The following is a 25,179-nucleotide window of genomic DNA, read 5'->3' as shown; positions in this document are numbered from 1 at the left end:
GCGATGCTCGACGCCCCGCAAGGGGCGTTTTTGTTTTCAGTCGGGTGGCGGCCCTGCCGCCGTCAGGCCGATTTCGACAGCAGCATTCCGATATGCGGGATGCCGTCCTCCATGTACTCATCGGTGACTGGCACGAAGCCGTGTCCGGCGTAGTACCCCCGCAGCCGCGCCTGCGCGCCCAGATACACGGGCTCGCCAGGCCATAAGCGCTCGACCTCGGCCTTGGCGCGGCGCATCAGCTCGTGGCCCAGCCCCGTGCCGCGGGCGGCGGGGGCGGTGATCACGCGGCCGATGATGGCCTTGCCTTCGTTCAGGGCCGGTTCCAGCAGCCGGCAGTAGGCGAGCAGCGCGCCGTTCTTCCAGGCCATCAGATGTTCGGTCCGGCCTTCCAGGTCCTTGCCGTCCATGTCGAGAAATACGCAGTTCTGTTCGACCACGAAAACTTCCGAGCGCAGGCGCAGGATGGCGTAGAGCTCGGTCGGCGTCAGTTCGGCGTGCAATTTGCAGGTCCAGGCGGGCATGGCGGAAAGCGCTAAATAGGGAAGGGCGATCAGGGTACCGCAGACCGGCCCCATTTTCTTGCCGGCGCACTGTTACATCACTTCACGGGTATACCCTTAGTATGAAAATCTATTTTCTTCTCTAAAATTTGCGTGTAAACGAATTTACACAAACCTCAGCTACACCTCCCCCTATCTTCGATGAACAAGGCCGCACTTACGATCGCTGATCGGATCGCCCGGGCCCAGCCCGCGCTGAGCCGCACCCAGCACAAGATGGCCGACTACGTCCTGGCGCACCAATTCCGGGTGGCGACCATGACCATCGATGAGTTCGCGGCGGCCGTGGGGGTGTCGGTCGCCACGGCGAACCGCTTCGCGCGGGCCCTGGACCTGCCGGGCTATCCGCAATTCCGCGCCGAGCTGGCGCGCGGCTTCGAGGCCGCCCTGGAGCCAGTGGAAAAGCTGCGCACGGAACTGGCCCATTCCGCCAGCGCCGTGCAGATTTTCGCCGCCACGCTGGAAGAGGACATCCGCAATGCGCAGCGCAATCTGCAGTCCCTGGACGCCGTCGCCTGTGAGCAGGCGGTGGCCGCCATCCTGGCCGCGGAACGCGTCTTCATCATTGGCTTTGGCGCCAGCGGTTTCCTGGCGGGCCTGCTGCAACGCGGCCTGTGCATGCATCTGCACTCGGTCGAGTCGCTGGCCGGACCCGGAGGCGTATCGCATGCGGCGCGCCAGATGTCGCGCATGACGGGCAAGGACCTGGTGATCGCCATCGGCTTTCCCCGCTACCTTGCCGACACCGTCACCCTGGCCGGCGCCGCCAAGCAGGCCGGCGTGCCGGTCCTGGTGCTGACCGACAAGCCCACCTCGCCGTTGGCGCCCACGGCTTCCGTGGTGCTGTATGCGTTCTCGGCGCGCCAGCTGAGTCCCAATTCCGAAACCGCCGCCCTGGGGCTGATCGAAGCCCTTTCCGCGGCGGTGGCCTATCGGGCCAAGAATTCCGTCGCGGCCGCCGCTGGGGTGACCCAGTCCGTCATGCCGTGGCTCATCCATGGAGTAGGTAAACGATGATTCAACCCGTGATCGCCATTCACGGTGGCGCCGGCGCAATGTCCCGCGCGGCCATGTCGCCCGAAAAAGAGCAGGAATACCTGAGCGCGCTGGAGTCCATCCTGGCCGCCGGCCAGGCCGTGCTGGCCCAGGGCGGCAGCGCCCTGGACGCCGTGACCGAAGCCGTCCGCCTGCTGGAGGATTGCCCCCTGTTCAACGCCGGCCACGGCGCCGTGTTCACCAGCGCGGCCACGCACGAGCTGGATGCCGCCATCATGGACGGGGCCACGCTGCGTTCGGGCGCGATCGCCAACGTGCATCGCGTGCGCAATCCGGTTTTCGCCGCGCGCAAGGTCATGGAGAACAGCAAGCACGTCTTCTTCGTGGGCGAGGGCGCCGAGGCGTTCGCCGCGCAAGAGGGCGTGGAGCTGGTCGATCCTTCGTACTTTTCCACCGAAGCCCGCCGCGAGCAGCTGCTGCGCGTGCAACGCGAGACGCCGGAAGCCGCCGTGCTGGATCACGACGGCCAGGCCATGGTCGCGCGCGGCCAGCCCGCGCCGGCGGATCCGCTGGATGCCGACAAGAAGTTCGGCACGGTGGGCGCCGTGGCGGTCGACGCCCAGGGCAACCTGGCCGCGGCCACCTCGACCGGCGGCATCACCAACAAGCAGGTCGGCCGCGTGGGCGACGCGCCGCTGATCGGCGCCGGCACCTATGCCAGCAACAAGACCTGCGCGGTGTCCACGACGGGCACTGGCGAGATGTTCATCCGCATGGTCGCGGCCTATGACGTGGCGGCGCAGATGGAGTACTGCGGCGCGTCGCTGGAGGCGGCCGCGGACCGCGTCGTCATGGAAAAACTGCCCACCATCGGCGGCAAGGGCGGCCTGGTGGCCGTCGACGCCCAGGGCAATGTGGCCTTGCCGTTCAACACGGAAGGCATGTACCGGGGCTATGCCCGCGTTGGCGAGAAGCCGGTCACCGCGATCTACCGCTGAAGCCTGGCGGACCGGTAGCGGGATTTTTTAATTTTAGGGATTGAATAAAGATGGTTGATCGCGCAAGCAGCCTGGCGCTGCCGGATAACCGCGTGGTCCAGGTCGACGACCTGACGGTGCGCTTTGTGGGATCCGAGCGCACGGTCGAAGCCGTGCGCAATCTGTCGTTCCATGTGGACCGGGGCGAGACCCTGGCCATCGTGGGCGAATCGGGTTCGGGCAAGTCGGTGACGTCGCTGGCGCTCATGCGGCTGGTGGAGCATGGCGGCGGCCGCATCGCCCAGGGCAGCATGGCCCTGCGCCGACGCAACGGTTCCGTGATCGACCTGGCCGGATCCAGCCAGCGCGTCATGCGCAATGTGCGCGGCGCGGACATGGCCATGATTTTCCAGGAGCCGATGACCTCCTTGAACCCGGTGTTCACGGCCGGCGACCAGATCGCCGAATCGATCCGCCAGCACCAGGGCAAGGACGCGGCGTCCGCTCGGGCCGAAGCGTTGCGCATGCTGGAACAGGTGCGCATTCCGGAAGCGAAATCGGTGCTGGACCGCTATCCGCACCAATTGTCGGGCGGGATGCGCCAGCGCGTCATGATCGCCATGGCGCTGGCCTGCAAGCCGGCCCTTCTGATCGCGGACGAACCGACCACCGCGCTGGACGTCACCATCCAGGCTCAGATCCTGCAACTGATCCGCCAACTGCAGGAAGAAATGCACATGGGCGTGGTGTTCATCACCCACGACATGGGCGTGGTCGCCGAGGTGGCGGACCGTGTGCTGGTCATGTACCGCGGCGACAAGGTCGAGGAAGGCCCGTCGGACCAGGTGTTCGCCGCCCCGCAGCACCGCTACACCAAGGCGCTGCTGTCGGCCGTGCCGAAACTGGGCGCGATGCAGGGCACCGACCTGCCGGCGCGGTTCCCGCTGCTGCAGGTGGACGGGCAGGCCCAGCAGGCCGAGACGCCTGCTCCCAGCGCGCCGCAGGCCGAGGGCAAGCGCGAACCCATCCTGAGCGTGCGCGATCTCGTTACCCGTTTCGATCTGCGCGGCGGCATCATGAGCCGGGTGCAGCGCCGCGTGCACGCCGTGGAGCGGGTCAGCTTCGACCTGTATCCCGGCGAAACGCTGTCGCTCGTGGGCGAATCCGGTTGCGGCAAGTCCACGACGGGCCGCTCGCTGCTGCGCCTGGTGGACAGCCAGGGCGGCGAGATCCGCTTCGGCGGACGCGACATCGTGCGCCTGAAGAACAACGAGTTGCAGTCCCTGCGCCGCGATATCCAGTTCGTGTTCCAGGATCCCTTTGCCTCGCTCGACCCGCGCGTGACCGTGGGCTTCTCCATCATGGAGCCGCTGCTGGTGCACGGCGTGGCCAAGGGCCGCGACGCCGAGCGCCGCGTCGCCGAGCTGCTGGAGCGCGTGGGCCTGCCGGCCGAAATGGCGCAGCGCTATCCGCATGAATTCTCCGGCGGCCAGCGCCAGCGCATCTGCATTGCGCGCGCCCTGGCCCTGAATCCGAAAGTCGTGATCGCGGACGAATCCGTGTCCGCGCTGGATGTGTCGATCCAGGCGCAGATCGTGAACCTGCTGATCGACCTGCAGCGCGACATGGGCATTTCGTTCCTGTTCATTTCGCACGACATGGCCGTCGTGGAACGCGTCAGCCATCGAGTGGCCGTCATGTACCTGGGCCAGATCGTCGAGATCGGCCCGCGCCGCGCCATTTTCGAGAATCCGCAGCATCCGTACACGAAGAAGCTGATGTCGGCCGTGCCGATCGCCGATCCGGCGCGCCGCCACCTGAAGCGCACCTTGTTGTCCGATGAAATCCCAAGCCCGATCCGCAAGCTGGGCGACGAGCCGGTGGTGCAGCCGCTGGTGCAGGTCGGAGCGGATCACTTCGTCGCCCGGCATCCGGTCGGCGGAGCGTATTGAGTCAGTTGTCGTACTTGTTTTTCTTCCACCAAACCCCCTAATTCCTATCTGGAACCAGGAGTTGCAATGATGAAAGTTCTGCGCCCCACCAAGCTGATGGCCGCCGCCGCGGTGGCCTTCGGCATGCTCAGCTCGCCGCTGGCGCACGCTGCCAAGGACGTGACGTTCGCCGTCTCCATCGCGCTGGAAACGCTCGATCCGTACAACACCAACAGCACCCTGAACCAGGCGGCCGGCAAGGCCTACTACGAAGGCCTGTTCGAATTCGACAAGGACCTGAAGGTCCAGAAGGTGCTGGCCACCGATTACACCGTCAGCGAAGACGGCCTGGTCTACACGTTCAAGCTGCGTCCCGGCGTGAAGTTCCACGACGGCACCGATTTCAACGCCGAAGCCGTCAAGATCAACTTCGACCGCCCGGCCAATCCGGATAACCGCCTGTCGCGCTACATCCAGTTCAGCGTCATCGAAAAGACCGAAGTGGTCGATCCGATGACCGTCAAGATCACGCTGAAGAAGCCGTTCTCGGCCTTCATCAACGCGCTGGCCCACCCGGCCGCCATGATGATCTCGCCCGCCGCGCTGGCCAAGTACGGCAAGGAAATCGGCTTCCACCCCGTGGGCACCGGTCCCTTCGAATTCGTCGAATGGAAGCCGGCCGAGTACCTGAAGGTCAAGAAGTTCGACGGCTACTGGAAGAAGGGCTACCCCAAGGTCGACACCCTGACCTTCCGTACCGTGACGGACAACAACACCCGCGCCGCCGTGGTGCAGACGGGCGAGGCGCAGTTCGCCTTCCCGGTGCCGTTCGAGCAGGCCGCCGTGCTGCAGAAGAACGACAAGCTGGACGTGGTCGACCACAAGAACTCGATCATGGCCCGCTATCTGTCGATGAACACGCAGCAGAAGCCGTTCGACAACGTCAAGGTGCGCGAAGCCATCAACTACGCCATCAACAAGGAAGCCCTGGCCAAGGTCGCCTTCTCGGGCTACGCCACCATCGTCGACGGCGTCGTGCCGCAAGGCGTGGACTTCGCCCACAAGACGGGTCCGTGGCCGTACGACATCAAGAAGGCCAAGGCCCTGCTGGCCGAAGCCGGCTACCCCAACGGCTTCGAGAGCCAGCTGTGGTCCGCCTATAACGACGGCACCTCGGTGAAGGTCGTCCAGTTCCTGCAGCAGCAGCTGGCCCAGGTCGGCATCAAGGTGTCGGTCGAAGTGCTGGAATCGGGCCAGCGCGTCCAGCGCGTCCAGCAGGTGCAGAAGCCTGAAGACGCCAAGGTCCGCATGTACTACGCCGGCTGGTCGTCCTCGACCGGCGAAGCCGACTGGGGCCTGCGTCCGTTGCTGACCACCGCCGCTTTCCCGCCGGTGCTGAACAACGTGTCGTACTACTCGAACAAGTCGGTCGACGACGGCATCCAGCAGGCCCTGGCCACGACGGATCGCGCCAAGAAGACGGAAATCTACAAGAACGTCCAGGAAACGATCTGGAAGGATGCCCCGTGGGCCTTCCTGGTTACCCAGAACAACCTGTACGTGAAGTCGAAGAACCTGTCGGGCGTCTACGTTGAACCGGACACCTCGTTCTGGTTCGGCGACATCGACCTGAAGCAGTAAACCTAGCAGCAACCCCGGGGCCTGAAAGCCCCACAGTAAGGCCGCATGCGGCGGGGACACGGTGTCCCCGCCGATGTCGCAGGAATTTCAATGCTGACCTACATCGTCAAACGTCTTTTGGGCATGATCCCCACGCTGCTACTGGTGGCGGTGGTCGTGTTCCTGTTCGTGCACATGCTTCCGGGCGATCCGGCCCGTCTGGCCGCCGGCCAGGAAGCCGACCAGGCGACCGTCGAACTCGTGCGCAAGGAACTCGGGCTGGACCTGCCCCTGCCGCAGCAGTTCGTGCGCTACTTCAGCCACATGCTGCAAGGCGACCTCGGCACCTCGCTGCGCACCAAGCGCCCCGTGTCGACGGAAATCGCGGACCGCTTCATGCCCACGCTGTGGCTCACCATCGCCAGCATGGTCTGGTCGGTGACATTCGGCATGATCATCGGGATCGTGTCCGCCGTGTGGCGCAACCGCTGGCCCGACCGCCTCGGCATGACGCTGGCGGTGTCCGGCATCTCGTTTCCCGCCTTCGCGCTGGGGATGATGCTGATGCAGGTGTTCTCGGTGAACCTCGGCTGGCTGCCGACCGTGGGCGCCTCCAGCTGGAAACACTACATTCTGCCGTCCATCACGCTCGGCGCCGCCGTTGCCGCCGTGATGGCCCGCTTTACCCGCGCCTCTTTCGTGGAAGTCATCCAGGAAGACTTCGTGCGCACCGCGAGGGCCAAGGGGCTGACCGAGCGCCGCGTGGTGATCAAGCATGCCTTGCGCAATGCGCTGATTCCCGTGGTGACCATGATGGGCCTGCAGTTCGGCTTCCTGCTGGGCGGCTCGATCGTGGTCGAGACCGTGTTCAACTGGCCCGGCCTCGGCCGCCTGCTGGTGGACGCCGTGACCCAGCGCGACTATCCGGTGATCCAGGGCCTCGTGCTGCTGTTCTCGCTGGAATTCATTCTGATCAACCTGATTGTCGACGTGCTCTACGGCGTCATCAATCCCAGCATCCGTTACAAGTGAGGCGGCCATGAGCAATACGACACCCGCCGCGACCATCGCCGCCGCTCCCAAGAGCGACGTGCGCACGCCCGCCACCGAGTTCTGGCGCAAGTTCAAGAAGCAGAAGCTCGCCGTCGGCGCAGGCATCTTCGTCCTGCTGCTGGTCCTCGTCGCGATCTTCGCGCCGTGGATCGTGCCGTTCGACGCCGAGAACTTTTTCGACTACGACGCCCTGAACGCGGGGCCGTCCGCCACCCATTGGCTGGGCGTGGACTCGTTGGGCCGCGACATCTTCAGCCGCATCCTGATGGGCGCGCGCATCTCGCTGGCCGCCGGCTTCCTGTCCGTCGCCATGGGCGCCATCGTGGGCACGTTCATGGGCTTGATGGCCGGCTACTACCAGGGCTGGTGGGAGCGCATCACGATGCGCATCTCCGACGTGCTGCTGGCCTTCCCGGGCATGCTGCTGGCGATCGGCGTGGTCGCCATCCTGGGTTCCAGCATGGTCAACGTGATCGTCGCCGTCGCGGTGTTCAGCGTGCCGGCGTTCGCCCGCCTGGTGCGCGGCAATACGCTGTCGATCAAGCAGATGACCTATGTCGAGGCCGTCAAGAGCGTGGGCGCGTCCGACTGGACCATCATCATGCGCCACATCCTGCCCGGCACGATCTCGCCGATCGTGGTGTACGGCACGATGCGCATCGGCACCTCGATCATCACTGCCGCCAGCCTGTCCTTCCTGGGCATGGGCGCCCAGCCGCCCACCCCGGAGTGGGGCGCGATGCTGAACGAGGCCCGCGCCGACATGGTGATCGCGCCGCACGTGGCGATCTTCCCGGCGCTGGCGATCTTCTTCACGGTGCTCGCGTTCAACCTGCTGGGCGACGGCCTGCGCGACGCGCTCGATCCCAAGATCGATCGCAAGTGATCCTGCCGCCGGTCCTCCCGGGACCGGCGTGGAGGGCGATTTTCCGCCGCCGCCTCCGTCCGGCACGCGCCGCAAAGCGCGCGCCGGACCCAGGGCGGCGGCGTTTTGCATTCAGGAGCGTGGCGACACGTAGCGAACATGGACAAACAAGCGCTGGACATCCCCCGCATCGGCGTACTGCCCTCGGGCCCGCTGGATTCGATCTGCGACGTGGGCGAGGTCACCGTAGGCCACCGCACGCTGGCCGAGGGCCCGCTGCAGACCGGCGTGACCGTCGTGCGTCCGCATGGCGGCGATCCCTATCTGGACAAGGTGCCGGCCGCCGCCACCGTGCTCAACGGCTTCGGCAAGAGCACCGGGCTGGTGCAGGTGCAGGAGCTGGGCGTGCTGGAAACGCCCATCGCACTGACCAATACCTTCGGCGTGGGCACGATGGCCAATGCGCAGATCCGCGCCGCCGTGGCGGCCAACCCCGGCATAGGCCGGGGCATGGCCACGGTCAATCCGCTGGTCTTCGAATGCAATGATGGCTATCTGAACGATATCCAGGCGCTGGCGGTGCAGGAATCGCATTACGCCGACGCGTTGGCCGCTGCGGACAAGCCGTTCGAGCAGGGCGCAGTCGGCGCCGGCCGCGGCATGTCGTGCTTTTCGTTCAAAGGCGGCATCGGCTCGGCTTCGCGCGTGGCCTCCATTCAGGCGGGACCGCAATACACGGTCGGCGCGCTGGTGCTGGCGAACTTCGGCCGCCTTCCCAACCTGACCGTGGCGGGCCGGCCCTTCGGGCGTCGGCTGGCGGCGCAGCTGGACAGCGGCTTGGCGCAGGCGGGCGAGAACGCCGCCATCGCGCCCGAAAAGGGCTCCATCATTCTGTTGCTGGCCACCGACGCGCCGCTGGACTCGCGCCAGCTGCGCCGCCTGTCGCTGCGGGCGGGGGCGGGGCTGGCGCGCACCGGCTCGGTATTCGGTCACGGCAGCGGCGACATTGCGCTGGCGTTTTCCACGGCCTACACGGTGCCGCAGCTGCCCGAGCAGCCCATGCCGGCGGTCGCGATGCTGCATGAAGCCCGCATCGATCCCTTGTTCGAAGCCGCCGCCGAGGCCTGCGAACAGGCCATCATTTCCGCGCTCTGGCACGCCGATGGCGTGACGGGGCGCGACGGCAACCAGCGCGCCGCGATCCGCGACGCGGCGCCGCAGTGGCGCCAGTGGCTGTCCGACACCGAATTCTGAATTCCTCGAAGGCTGATTCCATGAAGATCCTGATTTCCACCGATATCGAAGGCGTCGCCGGCGTCTTCCATTCCGAACAAGTCCGCGCTGGCAACGGCGAATACGAGCGCGCCCGCGCCTGGATGACCGCCGAGGCCAACGCGGCCGTGCAGGGTGCCATCGCCGGCGGCGCCGAAGAGATCCTGGTCAACGATTCGCACGGCGGCTTTCGTAACCTGCTGCCCGACGGCCTGGACGAGCGCGCCCGCCTGGTGCTGGGCAAGCCGCGCTACCTGGGCATGATGGGCGGGCTGGAAGAAGGCTGCGACGCCGTCATCATGATCGGCTACCACTCGCGCTCGCAGGGCCGCGGCATCCTGGCCCACACCATCAACAGCTTCGCCTTCGCCCGTGTGTTCATCAACGGCATGGAGCTGGGCGAGGCCGGCCTGTACGGCGCGCTGGCCGGCGAGATGGGCGTGCCCGTCATCCTGGGCACCGGCGACGATGCCTTCATCGAGGAAACCCGCGACATCTTCCCTGGCGCCGAGTGGGTACAGACCAAGGTGGCCCACGGGCAGGGCAGCGGCGTGACCCTGTCGCCCGCTGCTTCGCGCCGCGCGATCGCCGCCGCTGCCGAAACCGCCGTGCGCAATCTGAAAGGGGATGCCCCCACGCCGCGCCCGTCAAACGGGCCTGCCGCCCCCCAAGGGGGCGTTTCTGCCTTGGGGCGGCCCGGCGGCAGAAAGGGCGCACCGGTTCCTTTCCGCATTCCCGCCCCTATAGAATGCCGGTTGCAGACGCAAAGCTCGGCGCTCGCCGACCTGTTCTGCATGTGGCCCACGCTGGAACGCGTGGACGGCGTGACCTTGCGATTCACCACGGATAGCATGCAGTCCGCCGTCCGCACGCTGAACAGCCTGGCCGCCATGTCTTTCATGTTGCGCTAAGGAAACCCATGTCCAGCACCGACGCCCGTATCGCCCAATTGCGGCAGGCCATGAGCCGCCGCGGCCTGTCCGCCTACATCGTTCCTTCTTCGGACCCGCACCTGTCCGAATACCTGCCCGAGCGCTGGCAGGGGCGGCGCTGGCTGTCCGGTTTCACGGGATCCGTCGGCACGCTCGTGGTCACCGCCGATTTCGCCGGCCTGTGGGTGGACAGCCGCTATTGGGTACAGGCCGAGGCGCAACTGGCCGGCACCTGCGTGCAGCTGATGAAGATCGCGCTGGCGTCCACGCCCGGCCATGTCGACTGGCTCGCGGCCAATACCAAGGCGGGCGAGGTCATCGGGGTGGATGGGCAGGTGCTGGGCCTGGGCGCTTTCCGCGCCCTGTCGGCGGCCGCGGCCTCCGCGGGCGCCATCCTGGAAATCCGCGAGGATCTGCTGGAAGACATCTGGACGGGCCGCGCCGGCCTCCCAGGCGCCCCGATCTATGACCACGTGGCCCCCGAGGCCTGCGTCTCCCGCGCCGACAAGCTGGCCCAGGTGCGCGAGGCCATGCGCGGGCATGGCGCGGACGTTCATTTCATCAGCACGCTGGACGATATCGCCTGGCTCTTCAATCTGCGCGGCGCCGACGTGGACTACAACCCCGTGTTCGTCGGCCATGCGCTGGTCGGCCTGGACCACGCCACGCTGTTCGTGGCGGACGGCAAGATCGACGGCGCCCTGCGCGGCATCCTGGCAGCCGACGGCGTGGAAGTGGCGGATTACGCCCAGGCCGCCGATGCGCTGGCTTCGCTGGAGCTGGACCAGAAATTGCTGATCGACCCGGCCCGCGTGACCTGCGGCGTGTTCCATGCCATGGATCCGGCGGTGCCGCGCGTCGAGGCCATCAACCCGTCCACGCTGCTGAAGTCCAGGAAGACCGACGCCGAGCTGGCGAACGTGCGCCAGGCCATGGCCCAGGACGGCGCGGCGCTTTGCGAATTCTTCGCCTGGTTCGAAGGCGCGCAGGGCACTGAAACCATTACCGAACTGACCATCGACGACCGGATCACCGCCGCTCGCGCGCGCCGCCCCGGCTACGTCTGCCCCAGCTTCGCCACCATCGCCGGCTTCAACGCCAACGGCGCGATGCCGCACTATCGCGCCACTCAGGAATCGCACGCGGCCATCGAAGGCGACGGCCTGCTGCTGATCGATTCGGGCGGCCAGTACCTGGGCGGCACCACCGACATCACCCGCGTGGTCGCCGTGGGCACGCCCAGCGCCGACCAGAAGGTGGACTTCACGCTGGTGCTCAAGGGCATGATCGCGCTGTCGCGGGCCTCGTTCCCGCGCGGCACGCCTTCGCCCATGCTGGACGCCATCGCACGCGCTCCCATCTGGGAGGGCGGGGCGGAATACGGTCATGGCACGGGCCATGGCGTGGGCTACTTCCTGAACGTGCACGAAGGCCCGCAGGTGATTTCCTACCGCGCCGCGCCTGGCCCGCACACCGCGATGGAGCCGGGCATGATCACCTCCAACGAGCCGGGCATCTACCGTCCCGGCCGCTGGGGCGTGCGCATCGAGAACCTGGTTGCCAACCGCGCCTGGCTGACTTCGGAACTGGGCGAGTTCCTGTGCTTCGAGACGCTGACGCTGTGCCCGATCGACACGCGCTGCATCGAGCCGTCGCTCTTGCGCGCGGACGAAACGGCGTGGCTCAACGACTACCACAGGACGGTGTTCGAGCGCTTGTCGCCGCTGGTGGACGGAGAGGCGCTGGCATGGCTGGAGCGCCGCACGGCGGCGATCTGACATCCGCTTCCGGACAATGAAAAAGGCCCCTTGGGGCCTTTTTCATTGTGCCTATCTTCGCGATGCGGCCTTCGGGCTGTTCCGTTCAAGCCGGCGCGGCGTCCTGCTGCGCCTCGCGGCGCCGGTAGAACAGCCTGGCGCCGACGTGGCACCCCAGCGCCAGCAGGGCGCCGTAGGCCAGCAGCAGCACCACCGTCGTGGCGCTGGTTTCAGCGGCACGCACCAACTGGTTCCACGTCATGGCGCGGATGGCCAGGACGGCCAGGCCGATCCCGAGCGCCTGCGCCGTCCAGAAAGCGAACGTCCCATGGGAGATGGCCCGGCCGAATCCGGCCGCGCCCAATGTTTGCGGCACGCGTTTCAGGCAGACCCACGCCGCCAGCGCCAGGATCAGGGCGGGCAGCACCCAGTAGCCCAAGGCGTACTCCAGCAGGTCCGTCGATTGCATGTACGACGTGAAGTAGCCGCCCAGTGCCAGCGCCGCATGCAACTGCCACAGCAGCAGCGTCAGCGCGGCGATCCATGCCGCGTGGCGGGGCAGGTAGGAAGGCGCGCCCGAGGCGTCGCCCGGCTTGACGCTCCAGGCTGCGATGCGCACGGCCAGCCAGCTGCCCACGATCGTGAGCAGGATGCCGCAAAGCTTGAGCGGCAGGCCCATTACCAGCATGCGGCCCGGGCCGTAAAAGCCGAAGGTGTTGTCCACCCATTCCTTGTAGGTGACGATGAACGAATAGAAGGCATGCTGAAGCAGGGCCTGGGCGACGGAAATCAACACGAACAGGACCAGCGACAGCGCCAGCAGCACTGCCGTCATCCGGCCCGGGCGGTCGACGCCGCTCGCGCCGTGCCGGCGCAGCCAGCGCTGCGTGGTGCACCAGGTGACCAGGCCCACGAGGATGCAGCCGGCCGCAAGCTGCACGCCCGTGGTTGCCAGCATCTCGGGCCGCGCATATATCTCGCGCATTTGCGCGGCCATCGGCGAAACGAACAGCAGGTAGGCCTGGAGCAGCGCGGTGCCGAGCACCTGCAAGCCAATCGCGGCCGTGGTCAGGCGCCAGGCCAGGGATTTGGGGTGGACGGGCGGGGTGTTCATGGGCGGCGGCGCTCCTCGTGCGATCCAAAATCGGGGACGACCATAGCACGAAGCCCCCGGCGCGATATTTCCATGCGCCGGCCGAGTGCAGCCAAATGTTACGTACTGGCTGCTAGGGGAAAACCCAAATAAGCTCCGCCTCCCGGCTATAATCCAAATTTCCCGCACGCGCCCGCTCGTCCCGGGTGCTCATTACGATGACCAAATACGTATTTGTCACCGGCGGTGTGGTGTCTTCCCTGGGCAAGGGCATCGCCGCTGCGTCGCTTGCCGCCATCCTCGAGTCGCGTGGCCTGCAAGTCACCATGCTGAAGCTCGATCCGTACATCAACGTCGACCCGGGCACCATGAGCCCGTTCCAGCATGGCGAGGTTTTCGTCACCGAAGACGGCGCCGAAACCGACCTGGACCTCGGCCACTACGAGCGTTTCATTTCCGCTCGCATGCACAAGGTGAACAACTTCACCACCGGCCAGATCTATGAATCCGTGCTCCGAAAGGAGCGCCGCGGCGACTACCTGGGCAAGACCGTCCAGGTCATCCCCCACATCACGAACGAAATCCAGGACTTCATCGCCCGTGGCGCCGATGCCGCCTGGAACGGCAACACGGACGTTGCCATCGTCGAGATCGGCGGCACGGTGGGCGACATCGAATCCCTGCCTTTCCTGGAAGCCGCGCGCCAGATGAGCCTGCGCATGGGCCGCAACAATGCCGCCTTCGTGCACCTGACGCTGGTCCCCTTCATCGCCTCCGCCGGCGAACTGAAGACCAAGCCCACGCAGCACTCCGTGCAGAAGCTGCGGGAAATCGGCATCTACCCGAATGCGCTGCTGTGCCGCGCCGACCGCCGCATCCCTGACGACGAGCGCGCCAAGATCTCGATGTTCTCCAACGTGCCCCTGGACGCGGTCGTTTCCGTCTGGGACGCCGATTCGATCTACAAGATTCCGGCCATGCTGCACAAGCAGGGCGTGGACAACATCGTCTGCGAAGCCCTGGGCCTGACCCCGCCGCCGGCCGACCTGTCCATGTGGGACAACCTGGTCGAAGCGCTGGAGCACCCGCAGCACGAGCTCACCATCGGCATGGTCGGCAAGTACGTCGACCTGACCGAGTCGTACAAGTCGCTGACCGAAGCCCTGGTCCACGCCGGCATCCATACGCGCTCGAAGATCAACATCGAGTACATCGATTCCGAAGACATCGAAACCCGCGGCACCGACCAGCTCAAGCACCTGGACGCCATCCTGGTTCCGGGCGGTTTCGGCAAGCGCGGCACCGAAGGCAAGATCGCGGCCATCCGTTACGCCCGCGAGAACGGCGTTCCGTACCTCGGTATCTGCCTGGGCATGCAGCTGGCCGTCATCGAGTTCGCGCGCCACGTCGCCGGCCTGGGCGGCGCCAACAGCACGGAATTCGACCCGTCCGCCCCGCATCCCGTGGTGGCCCTGATCACCGAATGGATGGATCGCGAAGGCAAGGTCGAAAAGCGCGACAATTCCTCCGACCTGGGCGGCACGATGCGCAAGGGCGCGCAGCGCGTGCCGATCAAGGCCGGCACCCGCGCGCAGGCCATCTATGGCGACGAAGTGAACGAACGCCATCGCCATCGTTACGAAGTCAATAACGTCTACGTGCCCCGCCTCGAAGAGGCCGGCATGGTGATCAGCGCCCGCACGCCGACCGAGAACCTGCCGGAAATGATGGAATTGCCCAATCATCCGTGGTTCGTGGGCGTGCAGTTCCACCCGGAGTTCACGTCCACTCCGCGTGACGGCCACCCCTTGTTCTCCAGCTATATCCGCGCCGCCATCGAGCAGAAGGCTCGCCGCGGCCAGGAGGCGTAATGGGCGCCTGCGGTCTCGAGTTCCGCATGCGGATCCTCGGGATCGCGGGCCTCTGCCCCGGCGCCGCCCTGTACGGCGGCGCTTCTTTCGGATACAACCGATTAGCAACGGATATGCGTCGCCGGCCGCCTTTGCGCGACACTGGCGGTGCCGCCGTATCCGGCGCCAGACCGAAACCAACGCAACTGTCCTGAAGGAACCCCATGAGTGCTTATCTCATCGCCGACGTCACAGTGACCAAGCCCGCGCAGTACGAGGATTACAAGCGTCTGTCCACGCTCGCCATGCGGGCGTACGATGCGAAGATCCTGGTGCGCGGCGGCGAGTCCAAGCACCTTGAGGGCCGTAAGGCTGGCCGCACCGTCGTCATGGAGTTCCCCTCCATGGCCTCCGCCCAGGCCTTCTACGACTCCTGGCAGTACCGCCGCGCCCGCAATGCCCGCGAAGGCGCGGCCGTCATGAATATGTTTATCGTTCAGGGAATGTAAAGTCATGAGTGCAATTGTCGACATCATCGGCCGCGAGATTCTGGATTCGCGCGGCAACCCCACCGTGGAATGCGATGTGCTGCTGGAATCCGGCGCCATGGGCCGCGCGGCCGTGCCGTCGGGCGCCTCCACCGGCGCGCGCGAAGCCATCGAACTGCGCGACGGCGACAAGAGCCGTTATCTGGGCAAGGGCGTGCTGCGCGCCGTCGAGAACCTCAATACGGAAATCTCGGAAGCCTTGATGGGCCTGGACGCCCAGGAGCAGACCTTCGTCGATCGCACCCTGATCGAGCTGGACGGCACCGACACCAAGGAGCGCCTGGGCGCCAACGCGATCCTGGCCGCCTCGATGGCCGTGGCCCGCGCCGCTGCCGACGAATCCGGCCTGTCGCTGTACCGCTATTTCGGCGGCAGCGGCCCCATGAGCATGCCCGTGCCGATGATGAACGTCATCAATGGCGGCGCGCATGCCAACAACACGCTCGACCTGCAGGAACTGATGATCCTGCCGGTGGGCGCCGGCAGCTTCCGCGAGGCCCTGCGCTGGGGCGCCGAAGTCTTCCACATGCTCAAGAAGCTGATCCACGGCCAGGGCATGTCCACCGCCGTGGGCGACGAGGGCGGTTTCGCGCCCAACGTGCCCAGCCACGAAGCGGCCATCCAGCTGATCCTGAAGGCCATCACCGAAGCCGGCTACGAGCCGGGCTCGCAGATCGCCCTGGGCCTGGATTGCGCCAGCTCCGAGTTCTACCGCGACGGCAAGTACACGCTGGCCGGTGAAGGCGGCATTTCGCTGTCCTCGCAGGAATTCACCAACCTGCTGGCCACCTGGTGCGACAAGTACCCGATCATCTCGATCGAAGACGGCATGGCCGAAAACGACTGGGAAGGCTGGAAACTGCTGACCGACCAGTTGGGCAAGAAGGTGCAGCTGGTGGGCGACGACCTGTTCGTCACCAACACCAAGATCCTGCGCGAAGGCATCCAGAAGGGCGTCGCCAACTCGATCCTCATCAAGATCAACCAGATCGGCACGCTGACCGAAACCTTCGCCGCCATCGAAATGGCCAAGCGCGCCGGCTACACCGCCGTCGTGTCGCACCGTTCGGGCGAAACCGAGGACTCCACCATCGCCGACATCGCCGTGGCGACCAACGCCATGCAGATCAAGACGGGCTCGCTGTCGCGTTCGGACCGCATGGCGAAGTACAACCAGCTGCTGCGCATCGAGGAAGAATTGGCCGAAGTCGCGTCGTATCCTGGCCTGGAAGCTTTCTACAACCTGCGTTGATGACGAGCGTGGCCCCGGGCTTGCGTCCAGGGCCACGACTGCTGAGGGTTCTCGCGTATGCGCCTGTTGTTCCTGGTGCTGTTCGTGCTGCTAGGCCTGATCCAATACCCGCTCTGGCTGGGTAAGGGCGGCTGGTTCAAGGTCTGGGATCTGCAACGCCAGGTGGCGGAGCAGCGCGAGACCAACGAAGGCCTGCGCGCGCGCAATGCTGCGCTCGAAGCCGAAGTGCGCGATCTCGAGGGTGGAACCGGCGCCATCGAGGAACGGGCTCGCGGCGAGTTGGGCATGATGCGCGAAGGCGAGGTGTTCGTGCATATCCTGCCGCAGAATACGCCGCCGCCCGCGGGCGGCGCCTCGCTGGCGGCCGATCCCGCCGCCAGGCCCGCCACCGCCGCGCGCGCCGGTGCGCCGGCCGCCCGGACGTCCGCTCCGGCGCCCAAGCCCTCCCATCCGGCGAACGCCCGGCACTGACCGGCGCCCGCGTTCCCGCGCCCGCATTCCGTTTCGATCAGCCGCAGCGCAGGCTGCGGCACTCGCCATGGACGAAGCCGGCGGGTGGCGTCCTGCGCGCCCATTCGGCCGGGTGCGATTGCATCTCCATTTCCAGTTCGACCCGGATGGGCAGCAGGCCCCGGGCCTGCGCATGGCCGGCGTAGCTGGAGGCGTCGCGGCCCAGCGCCGCCAGCAAGGCGCGCAGGGGCGGCAGCAACGGTTGGTGCAGATAGGTCAGCCGCAGTTTCAGCGTGTTGGCCTGGAAGATGGTCTGGCCGCCCGGGCGGGAAGGCTGGCGCGCGTGCTGCAAATCCTGGTAGTCGTTGTCGATCGCGCGCAGGCCGGCAGCGGAGGCGACGCGCAGGCCCGGCCGGGCGTGGCCGCGGAAGGATCGTTCATCGGGTAGCAGCACTTCGATGCGCCAGGGATGCGTGCCGGCAAGCGAGGCGATCCTTGCGAGGCGATAAGCCTGTCGGCGCCGGGCCCCCGCCTGGCCCAGGGGGGAGGCGTCGCGCGGCAGCAGGGCTTGCAGGAACGCCGCCCGCATGCGCGCCGGGTCGCCGTGGGCGGTGGCGCCGGCGCGGGCCGCCTCCATCAGCGCCAGGTGGGCCATCTGGCGCATGCCCTGCCAATGGGCGGCCTCGATCGCCAATAAGCCCAATAGCAGCACGACGGCCGCCGCCACCGCGAACTCGATGGCGGCGGCGCCGCGTTGCGGGCGCAGGGGCTGGGCACGAAAAAAAACGGTCATGGCTGCGCAGTGTGGCGCGGGCATGACCGCTTGTCGATGAGGACAATCCGGTGTGATGGAAACGTCGCGGCGGCTGGGCCGCCGGCGCGTCAGTGCACGGTGGGAGGCGCGTCCGCGGCGGGGGGCGCGTTGGGCGTGAACAGGGCGGCGCAGTCGACCGAATCGAATTTGTATGGCTTGCCGCAGAAGTCGCAGGAAACGTCCACCTCGCCGCGTTCGGCCAGGATGTCCTGGACTTCTTCCTCTCCCAGCGAGCGCAGCATGTTGGCCACGCGCTCTCGGGTGCAGGGACAGTACCAGCGCACTTCGAGCGGCTCGAAGGCCACCAGCGTTTCTTCCCAGAACAGGCGATGGGCCAGCGTATCGATCTCGGTCGCCAGCAGCTCGTCGCGTTTCAGCGTGCCGGCCAACGCGCAGATGCGTTCCCAGGTTTCGGCGGCGTCCTGCTCGGTGAGCATCGGGGCGTCGGAGCCGCCATGGTGCGGCAGGCGCTGGATCAGCACGCCAGCGGCATGCTCGGCGTCTGCGGCCAGCCACAGCCGCGTGTCCAGCTGTTCGGAGGCCTTCATGTAGTGCTGCAGCGCTTCGGCAACGGTATCGCCTTCCAGGGGCACGACGCCCTGGTAGGCCTGCTGGCCGGGCAGCTTGCGCTGCGGGTCCAGCACCACGATGAAACGGCCGTTGCCGCCGGGGTTCAGCAAGCTTTGCATGTCGCCGTCGGAGGGCACCGCGTGCCCTTCGCGCATCTTGACGGTGGCGCGCAGGCTGAGATCGTGGCGGCATTCCACCACCAGGAGGGCGATGGGGCCGTCGCCTTGGATCTGCAGCACCAGCGAGCCATCGAACTTGATGTTGGCGGCCAGCAGGGTGGATGCGGCCACCAGTTCGCCCAGCAGGTTGGTGATGGCGGGCGGGTAGTCGTGGTTGGCCTGCACGGCCTTCCAGGTCGCGGCCAGGCGCACGGCCTGGATCCGGACGCTGCGGTCTTCGGTAAGGTATTTCTTGAGCTGATCGGTCATGGAGGAATGTTAGCCGATCGGGCGGGCCGAATCCCCCTGCTGGCAGCAGGGGTTGGGGGGCGCTGCGGGGACGTTCAGGCGATCCGCTTGAGGGCGGTCTTGTAGTGTTGGCCCCGCGCCACGTAATGGGCGGTGTTCTTGTGCATATTGGCGATTTCGTCGGCCGAGAGTTCGCGGACGACCTTGCCGATGCCGATGACCAGGGAGTTGTCCGGGATGACGCGGTCCTCGGGAATGATGGCGCCGGCGCCGATCAGGCAATTGCGGCCGATGACCGCGTTGTTCAGCACGATGGCCTGCATGCCCACCAGCGCTCCTTCGTGGATGGTGCAGCCATGCAGCATGGCCTGGTGCCCCACCGTTACGTTGGGGCCGATGGACATGGGACAGCCGCCGTCCACGTGCAGCACGCTGCCTTCCTGGATATTGGTGCCCTCGCGGATCTGGATGGCGTCGTTGTCGCCCCGGATCGACACGTTCGACCAGATGCTGACGCCGGCCTCCAGCGTGACATTGCCGATGATGTCGGCGCTGTCGGCCACGTAGGCCGAGGGATCGATGCGGGGGATCAGGTCGTCGAGCTGGTAGATGGGCATGCCTTTGGTCTCCGGTTGCGGCGTCAGGCCTCCGGGGCCTGGGGCGCGTCTGTAATGCCTGCGGGGCCCCGAGCTAGGTCTTCTTCTCGCTGGCGCAGGATGCGGCGTTGGATTTTACCGGTGGTCGTCATGGGCAGCTCGTCGACGAATTCGATCTCCTTCGGGTACTCGTAGGGGGCCAGGCGCTCGCGCACGTGTTCCTGCAGGTTCTCGATGATGTCGTTGCGGTCGCGCTGCGCGAATTCCGGGGTCAGCACCACGTAGGCCTTGACCAGGGCGCCGCGTTCGGCGTCCGGCTTGGGCACGACCGCGGCATTGGCCACGGCGGGGTGCCCGATCAGGCAGCTTTCGATTTCCCCGGGGCCGATCCGGTAGCCGGCGGACTTGAAAACGTCGTCCGCGCGGCCGGCGTACCAGAGGTAGCCGTCGGCATCCACCTTCGCCAGATCGCCGGTCAGGCACCAGTCGCCCTTGAATTTGGCCTGCGTGGCGGCTTCGTTGCGCCAGTAGCCCAGGAACATGACGGGATCGGGGTAGCCGTGGATATCGAGCCGGTTGACGGCGATTTCGCCCGTGCCGCCAGGGGGCACCGGATTGCCGTCGTCGTCCAGCACGGCAACGTTGTGGCCCGGATAGGGGCGGCCCATGCTGCCGGGCTTGGCGGGCCAGCGCTTTTGGCTGTTGCCCACCACGTAGTTCATTTCGGTCTGCCCGAACATTTCGTTGGGCGTCACGCCCAGCGCGGATTGGCACCAGTCGAACACGCTTTCGCCCACGCTTTCGCCCGCGCTCATGATGGCGCGCAACGCAAGCTGGTAGCGGTTGCGCGGGTCCGGCACCGACTTCATCATCATCTTCAGCGCGGTGGGGAAGAGGAACGTGTTGGTGACCTGGTAGCGCTCCATGAGCTCGAACGCGCGTTCAACGGAAAAACGGCCGCGCGTGCCGACGATGGCATGCCCGAAGTACAGCGTGGGCAGCAAGGCGTCCATCATGCCGCCCGTCCAGGCCCAGTCGGCGGGCGACCAGAACACGTCGCCGGGCTTCGGAAACCAGTCCTGCGAGGCCACGAAGCCCGGCAGGTTGCCGATCAGCACGCTGTGCGGCAGCAGGGCGCCCTTGGGCGCGCCGGTGGTGCCGGAGGTATAGAGCAGGATGGCCGGGTCCGAGGAGCGGGTCTGCACGGCCTTGAATTCGCTGGGCTGGCGGGCCAGCAGGCTGCGCCAGGGCAGCACGCGCTCGTCCGCGAAGCCGATGCCGATGATCTGCTGCAGGGCGGGGCAGTCGTCGCTGATGGACAGCAGGCTGGCGCTGGAGGCGTAGTCCACGATCGCGACCCGCGCCTCGGCGTCGCGCAGGCGGCTTTCCAGGGCTTCCGGGCCGAACAGGGCCGACAGCGGCAGCACCACGGCGCCCACGCTGTAGATGGCCATGTGGGCGACGACGGTTTCCGGACGTTGCCCTAAAACCACACCGACCCGGTCGCCGCGGCCCACGCCCATTTTGATCAGGCCGTTCGCCAACTGGTTGACGGCTTCCGCCAGACGGGCATAGGTCCAGACCTCGCGGTTGCCGGATTCGTCTTCGTAGTAGATGGCGATGCGCCGCGCATCCGGACTGCTGGATGCCCAGCGGTGGCAGCACGCTTCCGCGATGTTGAACTGGGTGGGAACCAGCCAGCGGAATGTTTGGTAGAGCGCCTGATATTGGTCGTTCATGGCCCTATGTTGTGAGCATGTTGCAGCGTGAACGGGTCAGATCGCCCGTTGCCCCAGATGCAAGCATGACCTAGAGGGCCGTGAACTGCAACATCCCCGTTGCGTAACGGGGACGCATACGGGTTATCACGGGTGTTTGCTTTGGCGGCGCAGTGCGGAGGGCAGGGCCGGCAGGGTCAGGGAGCGGGGCGGACGGGGCGTCGGGTCGGCCCGCCGCTCTGCCTGGATGGCCGCCCAGTCCAGCAGCTGGAGCTGCCCGTCATGCGTTTCGCCCAGGGCCGACAGGCTTTCCACCCAGTCGCCGTCGTTGCAGTAGAGGATCCCGCCCACGTCCCGCAGCTCGGCCTTGTGGATGTGGCCGCAGACCACGCCGTCCAGGCCGCGGCGCCGGGCTTCGCCCGCCAGCGCTTCCTCGAAGTCGGTGATGAAGGACACGGCGTTCTTGACCTTGTGCTTCAGGTATTGCGAGAGGGACCAGTAGTGCAGCCCCAGGCGGTGGCGCAGCCGGTTGAAATGGTGGTTGATCCACAGAGCCAGCTGATAGAGGCCGTCGCCCAGGTGGGCCAGCCAGCGGCTGTGCTGGATCACGCCGTCGAACTGGTCCCCATGCAGCACCAGCAGCCGCAGGCCCTTGGCGGTGACATGCACGTCCTCGTCGAGGATTTCGATGTCGCCGAAGGCATAGCCGGCGAATTCCCGCGCGAATTCGTCGTGGTTGCCGGGAATGAATACCACCCGGGTGCCGTTGCGCGCCTTGCGCAGGATGCGCTGGATGACGTCATTGTGGGCGCGGGGCCAGTGCCAGTGCTTGCGCAATTGCCAGCCGTCGACGATGTCCCCGACCAGGTAAAGGGTGTCCGAATCGTTGTGATCCAGGAAGTCGAGCAGGAATTCCGCCTTGCACCCGGCGGTGCCCAGGTGAATATCGGAAATCCAGAGGGCGCGCCAGTGCGCAGGGTGGATTTCGTTCACGGTCGCTTCCCCAAGGGCTGTGGTCATTCCTGGGAATGAAACCACCCGCCGATGACCGGAATATGAAGGCTCGGTGACGCTGTTGTGACGGCGGGGCGCGCCCGTTCAGCGGCGCACGGCCGCCAGCATGTCGTGCACGTCGTGCGCCATGACGGCCAGGATGCAGACCAGCGCCAGGTAGGCGCAGGTATAGGTCAACTTGCTTTCGAGCGACGTGCCGTAATAGGCCTGGTTCTCGGGCAGCGAGGGATCGTACCGGAAGGCGCGCACCACGTTGGGAAAGGCCAGCAGCGCCACCAGGATCAGGATGGGGCTGGGGCGCCAGAAGAACAGGGCGACCAGGATGGGCACGCCGGCCAGCCAGATCCGCGGAGACAGCACCGCCGTGATGCGGCCGCCGTCGAACGGCGACAGCGGGATCAGGTTGAAGAGGTTGATGAAGAAGCCGGCGTAGGACAGCGCCAGGAGCAGATCGCTGCCCGTCTCGCGCGCGGCGAAGTAGCAGGCCAGGGAGGCCACCGTGCCGGCGAAGGGGCCGCCCAGGCCCACGTAGGCTTCGGTATCCGCGTCATGCGGCATCTTTTTCAGCTGGATCCAGGCGCCGACGAACGGGATAAAGACGGGCGCGCCCACGTCCAGCCCGCGCTGGCGCGCCGCGACGTAGTGGCCCATTTCATGCACGAGCAGCAACAGCACGAAGCCGGCGGCGTAGCGCCAGCCGAAGATGAAGGCATAGGCCGCCACCGACAGCAGCATCGTGCCGCCGGTGGCCAGCAGCTTGCCGAACTTCAGGTACTTGAAGCCGGAAAACAGCAGCAGAAGCAGTTTCATGGCCCGGCAGTCAGGATTGCTGCTGGCCGGCCTTCTTGCCGCGCAGGCGCTTCCAAAGGCCGCCTCCCAGGGCCGCCGCGGCCAGGATGCCGACCTTGGCGAACTTCGCCAGGAAGGCGGCGATCACGGCGAACAGGCCCAGTTTCTTGGCCGCCACCCCGGCCACCAGCGCGGCCAGCCCATATTCGGCCACCTTGTCGGTCGACGAATTGAAATCGGCGTAGCGCTTGCCTTCCACGTAGTTCAGGTTGTCCAGCAAGGTCAGCACGGCCGCCTTGTCCTTGGGCACCAGGTTCTTCTGCGTGATCAGGTCCAGCGTGATGTAGCCGTCGCGGCCCAGCGCGTAGGTGTTGTAGTTGACGGTGGGGTTGTCGTTGGCGTCTTCGCCTTTGTGCTTGACGGCGACCGACCACACCAGGCGCTGCGTGTTGCTGTCGTATTTCGGCGCCTGCACCCAGCCGTCCATGATCAGTTCGGGGAAGCCGAGCTTCTTGCGTTCTTCGTTGGACTGTTCCGTGCCTTCGCGCAGGCTGTCCAGCAATTCACTGACGTTCCAGTTCTTGGCGTCGTCGTCCTTGATGTACCCGGCCTTGTCGAAATTGACGGTAATGACCCACTCGTCGTCGTCGCTCTTGGACATGACCAGGCCCAGCAGCGAGGGATCCTTGCCGTTGCCATGGGCCGCCATGAGGCGGTCCGCCTGGAGGCGCGGCACGAAGAACATGGACTCTGGCAGATGCACTACGGCCTGGTCGCCCAGTTTGACGTCGGCCGGCCCTTCCTGCGCGGCGGCGTAGGCGGCTTTCGTGGCCGCTTCGATTTCCTGCTGGGCGGCGGCGTTCTGCGCGGATGCGCCGACGGGCAGCAGGAGCAGGGCGCTGGCGGCGGCCAGCGCAACATGGGAAAGGAAAGCGCGCATGATCATTCTGAGGCGTTGGAAAAAGGGGCCTCATTGTCTTTGCGGTCGACTTTCAACTTTCTGAAAGCAAGCGGTGAAATCGCCGCTCGATGTTGCGGCTTGTCTCGGAATGTAATTGGCAGCCGGCTGCGGCAGCGCGGGGAGGGTCAGGTTTTCTTGCGCTGCGGCGCATTGCGCAGCCGCGTGCCCAAAATGCGGTCGTGCAGGAACTGGCCGTCCGGATCGAACCAGGACCAGACGAAGATCGTAAAGGGCGCGGCCACGATGAACATGTCCACCGATGCCCAGCCGGTGGCGGCGGCGGCGGCCCACACCAGCGCCGCGCCAGCCAGGACCAGGGGCCAGGCCAGGACGTAGCGCAGGATGAGGCGCGGGGTGGACGGGGTGTTGCCGTCGCGGTCCACCAGCCGGATGTTCCAGGTCTTCATAGGCAGCGTCTGGCCGCGGCGGCGCCAGCAGAGCACGAAGTACGCGCCGATCGCGACGAACAGCCAGGCTTGCCGGGCCGAGCGCAGATCCAGCGCGTTCCTGCTCTGGGTGAGGGTGTCCATCAGGTAGCCCGCAAGAAAAACCACGCCGAACAGCAGCACGGCTTCATACATCATGCAGGCGAATCGGCGCAGCCGATTGGGGGTCTGGTCGAGATGGGCGTCGGTCATGGACGCGTATTATGCCCGGGAATGGCACAGTGCCATGCCTAGGGCGCGCGCCCCAGTGTCCGACACCCTTACGAGATACTCGCTCAAGTTGAAGCCGACGCTCCTGGGTGTCTGACACCAGGTTTCGTTCCTGGGCTGCAAGCGCGCAACGCGCGATCTCACAACAAATCGCCTGTTGTGCACGGACCTGGCAAGAATAGCCGGCCCGCCGCCGGGCCGCCCCAAGGCGGGCCAGTGTATGGACCGGGGACATGGGTAACAGGTGTACGAGGACATAGGTGACACTTTTCCGGGTTAGGTGCCCGGGAGAGTTCCATGCCTTGGAGTCCAGTTACCGTGAACGATCAGAAGACCGAGTTTGTGGCGTTGGCCGGGCAGGCTAACGCCAACATGAGCGAGCTGTGCCGGCGTTTCGGCATCAGTCGTAAGACTGGATATAAGTGGCTTGGCCGGCATGAACAACACGGGCCAGCCGGGCTTGAACCGCTATCGAGGCGCCCTCGGCACACATCGGGG

General features: G+C 66.3%; 24 protein-coding genes. 14 read left to right on the top strand and 10 right to left on the bottom strand.

Going from position 1 to position 25,179, the window contains the following annotated elements:
- Positions 1 to 62: 62 nt before the first annotated feature.
- Positions 63 to 521, bottom strand: coding sequence for a GNAT family N-acetyltransferase (locus JL37_RS08200; protein ID WP_043543821.1), 459 nt, complete (start codon positions 519 to 521; stop codon positions 63 to 65).
- 180 nt (positions 522 to 701) lie between these two features.
- Between JL37_RS08200 and JL37_RS08195 the strand changes: the two genes are divergently transcribed.
- The 9 genes from JL37_RS08195 to JL37_RS08155 all read left to right on the top strand — a co-directional run bounded on the left by JL37_RS08195 (position 702) and on the right by JL37_RS08155 (position 11,984).
- Complete coding sequence (locus tag JL37_RS08195; RefSeq protein ID WP_043543240.1) at positions 702 to 1,577, top strand: MurR/RpiR family transcriptional regulator; 876 nt, start codon at positions 702 to 704, stop codon at positions 1,575 to 1,577.
- The gene (locus JL37_RS08190; protein ID WP_043543239.1) at positions 1,574 to 2,554 is read left to right on the top strand and encodes an isoaspartyl peptidase/L-asparaginase family protein; all 981 of its coding nucleotides are present in this window, start codon (positions 1,574 to 1,576) and stop codon (positions 2,552 to 2,554) included. Before JL37_RS08195 ends, JL37_RS08190 begins: the two co-directional genes overlap by 4 nt.
- Positions 2,555 to 2,604: 50 nt before the next feature.
- Positions 2,605 to 4,485 (top strand): dipeptide ABC transporter ATP-binding protein, encoded by a 1,881-nt coding sequence (locus JL37_RS08185; RefSeq protein ID WP_043543237.1) that lies wholly within the window; start codon positions 2,605 to 2,607, stop codon positions 4,483 to 4,485.
- A gap of 66 nt (positions 4,486 to 4,551) precedes the next feature.
- Positions 4,552 to 6,105 carry a glutathione ABC transporter substrate-binding protein GsiB gene (gsiB, locus tag JL37_RS08180; RefSeq protein ID WP_043543235.1) on the top strand — a complete coding sequence of 518 codons (1,554 nt, stop codon included), beginning with the start codon at positions 4,552 to 4,554 and terminating at the stop codon, positions 6,103 to 6,105.
- Between the two features lie 90 nt (positions 6,106 to 6,195).
- Positions 6,196 to 7,116, top strand: a complete 921-nt coding sequence (gsiC, locus tag JL37_RS08175; protein WP_043543233.1) for a glutathione ABC transporter permease GsiC — start codon at positions 6,196 to 6,198, stop codon at positions 7,114 to 7,116.
- A 7-nt stretch (positions 7,117 to 7,123) separates the two neighbouring features.
- Entirely contained in the window at positions 7,124 to 8,023 is a 900-nt protein-coding gene (gene gsiD / locus JL37_RS08170; protein ID WP_043543232.1) for a glutathione ABC transporter permease GsiD, read from the top strand.
- A gap of 138 nt (positions 8,024 to 8,161) precedes the next feature.
- The gene (locus tag JL37_RS08165) at positions 8,162 to 9,256 is read left to right on the top strand and encodes a P1 family peptidase (RefSeq protein WP_043543231.1); all 1,095 of its coding nucleotides are present in this window, start codon (positions 8,162 to 8,164) and stop codon (positions 9,254 to 9,256) included.
- 20 nt (positions 9,257 to 9,276) lie between these two features.
- Positions 9,277 to 10,185 carry a M55 family metallopeptidase gene (locus JL37_RS08160; RefSeq protein WP_043543229.1) on the top strand — a complete coding sequence of 303 codons (909 nt, stop codon included), beginning with the start codon at positions 9,277 to 9,279 and terminating at the stop codon, positions 10,183 to 10,185.
- 8 nt (positions 10,186 to 10,193) lie between these two features.
- On the top strand, positions 10,194 to 11,984 hold the full coding sequence (locus tag JL37_RS08155; RefSeq protein ID WP_043543228.1) for an aminopeptidase P family protein: 1,791 nt from the start codon (positions 10,194 to 10,196) through the stop codon (positions 11,982 to 11,984).
- Positions 11,985 to 12,069: 85 nt separating this feature from the next.
- Here the strand turns inward: JL37_RS08155 and JL37_RS08150 are convergent, their stop codons facing one another.
- A complete protein-coding gene (locus JL37_RS08150; protein WP_043543226.1) occupies positions 12,070 to 13,077 on the bottom strand; it encodes a hypothetical protein in 1,008 nt (335 codons plus the stop codon).
- 197 nt (positions 13,078 to 13,274) lie between these two features.
- On the opposite strand from JL37_RS08150, the gene JL37_RS08145 reads away from it, so the two are divergent.
- From JL37_RS08145 to ftsB, 4 genes are all read left to right on the top strand, one after another.
- Entirely contained in the window at positions 13,275 to 14,927 is a 1,653-nt protein-coding gene (locus JL37_RS08145) for a CTP synthase (protein WP_043543224.1), read from the top strand.
- Between the two features lie 203 nt (positions 14,928 to 15,130).
- Positions 15,131 to 15,415, top strand: a complete 285-nt coding sequence (locus JL37_RS08140; RefSeq protein ID WP_043543222.1) for a DUF1330 domain-containing protein — start codon at positions 15,131 to 15,133, stop codon at positions 15,413 to 15,415.
- 4 nt (positions 15,416 to 15,419) lie between these two features.
- Positions 15,420 to 16,706 (top strand): phosphopyruvate hydratase, encoded by a 1,287-nt coding sequence (gene eno / locus JL37_RS08135; RefSeq protein ID WP_043543220.1) that lies wholly within the window; start codon positions 15,420 to 15,422, stop codon positions 16,704 to 16,706.
- Positions 16,707 to 16,763: 57 nt separating this feature from the next.
- Positions 16,764 to 17,177, top strand: coding sequence for a cell division protein FtsB (gene ftsB, locus JL37_RS08130; RefSeq protein ID WP_043543218.1), 414 nt, complete (start codon positions 16,764 to 16,766; stop codon positions 17,175 to 17,177).
- Positions 17,178 to 17,214: 37 nt separating this feature from the next.
- Here ftsB and JL37_RS08125 read toward each other — a convergent pair whose 3' ends face one another.
- The 8 genes from JL37_RS08125 to JL37_RS08090 all read right to left on the bottom strand — a co-directional run bounded on the left by JL37_RS08125 (position 17,215) and on the right by JL37_RS08090 (position 24,663).
- A complete protein-coding gene (locus JL37_RS08125) occupies positions 17,215 to 17,949 on the bottom strand; it encodes a TadE/TadG family type IV pilus assembly protein (RefSeq protein ID WP_052096982.1) in 735 nt (244 codons plus the stop codon).
- 89 nt (positions 17,950 to 18,038) lie between these two features.
- Positions 18,039 to 18,968 carry an Hsp33 family molecular chaperone HslO gene (gene hslO, locus JL37_RS08120; protein ID WP_043543216.1) on the bottom strand — a complete coding sequence of 310 codons (930 nt, stop codon included), beginning with the start codon at positions 18,966 to 18,968 and terminating at the stop codon, positions 18,039 to 18,041.
- Between the two features lie 74 nt (positions 18,969 to 19,042).
- Positions 19,043 to 19,564 carry a gamma carbonic anhydrase family protein gene (locus tag JL37_RS08115; RefSeq protein ID WP_043543214.1) on the bottom strand — a complete coding sequence of 174 codons (522 nt, stop codon included), beginning with the start codon at positions 19,562 to 19,564 and terminating at the stop codon, positions 19,043 to 19,045.
- A gap of 23 nt (positions 19,565 to 19,587) precedes the next feature.
- Positions 19,588 to 21,282 (bottom strand): acyl-CoA synthetase, encoded by a 1,695-nt coding sequence (locus JL37_RS08110; RefSeq protein WP_043543213.1) that lies wholly within the window; start codon positions 21,280 to 21,282, stop codon positions 19,588 to 19,590.
- Between the two features lie 126 nt (positions 21,283 to 21,408).
- A complete protein-coding gene (locus JL37_RS08105; protein ID WP_156124250.1) occupies positions 21,409 to 22,281 on the bottom strand; it encodes a UDP-2,3-diacylglucosamine diphosphatase in 873 nt (290 codons plus the stop codon).
- A gap of 78 nt (positions 22,282 to 22,359) precedes the next feature.
- Complete coding sequence (locus tag JL37_RS08100; RefSeq protein WP_043543210.1) at positions 22,360 to 23,085, bottom strand: site-2 protease family protein; 726 nt, start codon at positions 23,083 to 23,085, stop codon at positions 22,360 to 22,362.
- Between the two features lie 10 nt (positions 23,086 to 23,095).
- The gene (locus tag JL37_RS08095) at positions 23,096 to 24,004 is read right to left on the bottom strand and encodes a DUF2167 domain-containing protein (protein ID WP_043543819.1); all 909 of its coding nucleotides are present in this window, start codon (positions 24,002 to 24,004) and stop codon (positions 23,096 to 23,098) included.
- 146 nt (positions 24,005 to 24,150) lie between these two features.
- On the bottom strand, positions 24,151 to 24,663 hold the full coding sequence (locus tag JL37_RS08090) for an RDD family protein (RefSeq protein WP_043543207.1): 513 nt from the start codon (positions 24,661 to 24,663) through the stop codon (positions 24,151 to 24,153).
- Between the two features lie 315 nt (positions 24,664 to 24,978).
- Here JL37_RS08090 and JL37_RS29980 point away from each other — a divergent pair.
- On the top strand, positions 24,979 to 25,179 hold a 201-nt coding region (locus JL37_RS29980; RefSeq protein ID WP_156124249.1), incomplete at its 3' end, for a helix-turn-helix domain-containing protein.

The sequence above is a fragment of the Achromobacter sp. RTa genome (genome assembly GCF_000757485.1).
In the GTDB taxonomy this organism is placed as follows: Bacteria; Pseudomonadota; Gammaproteobacteria; order Burkholderiales; family Burkholderiaceae_B; genus Achromobacter.
This window is presented reverse-complemented; position numbering and strand designations above follow the sequence as displayed.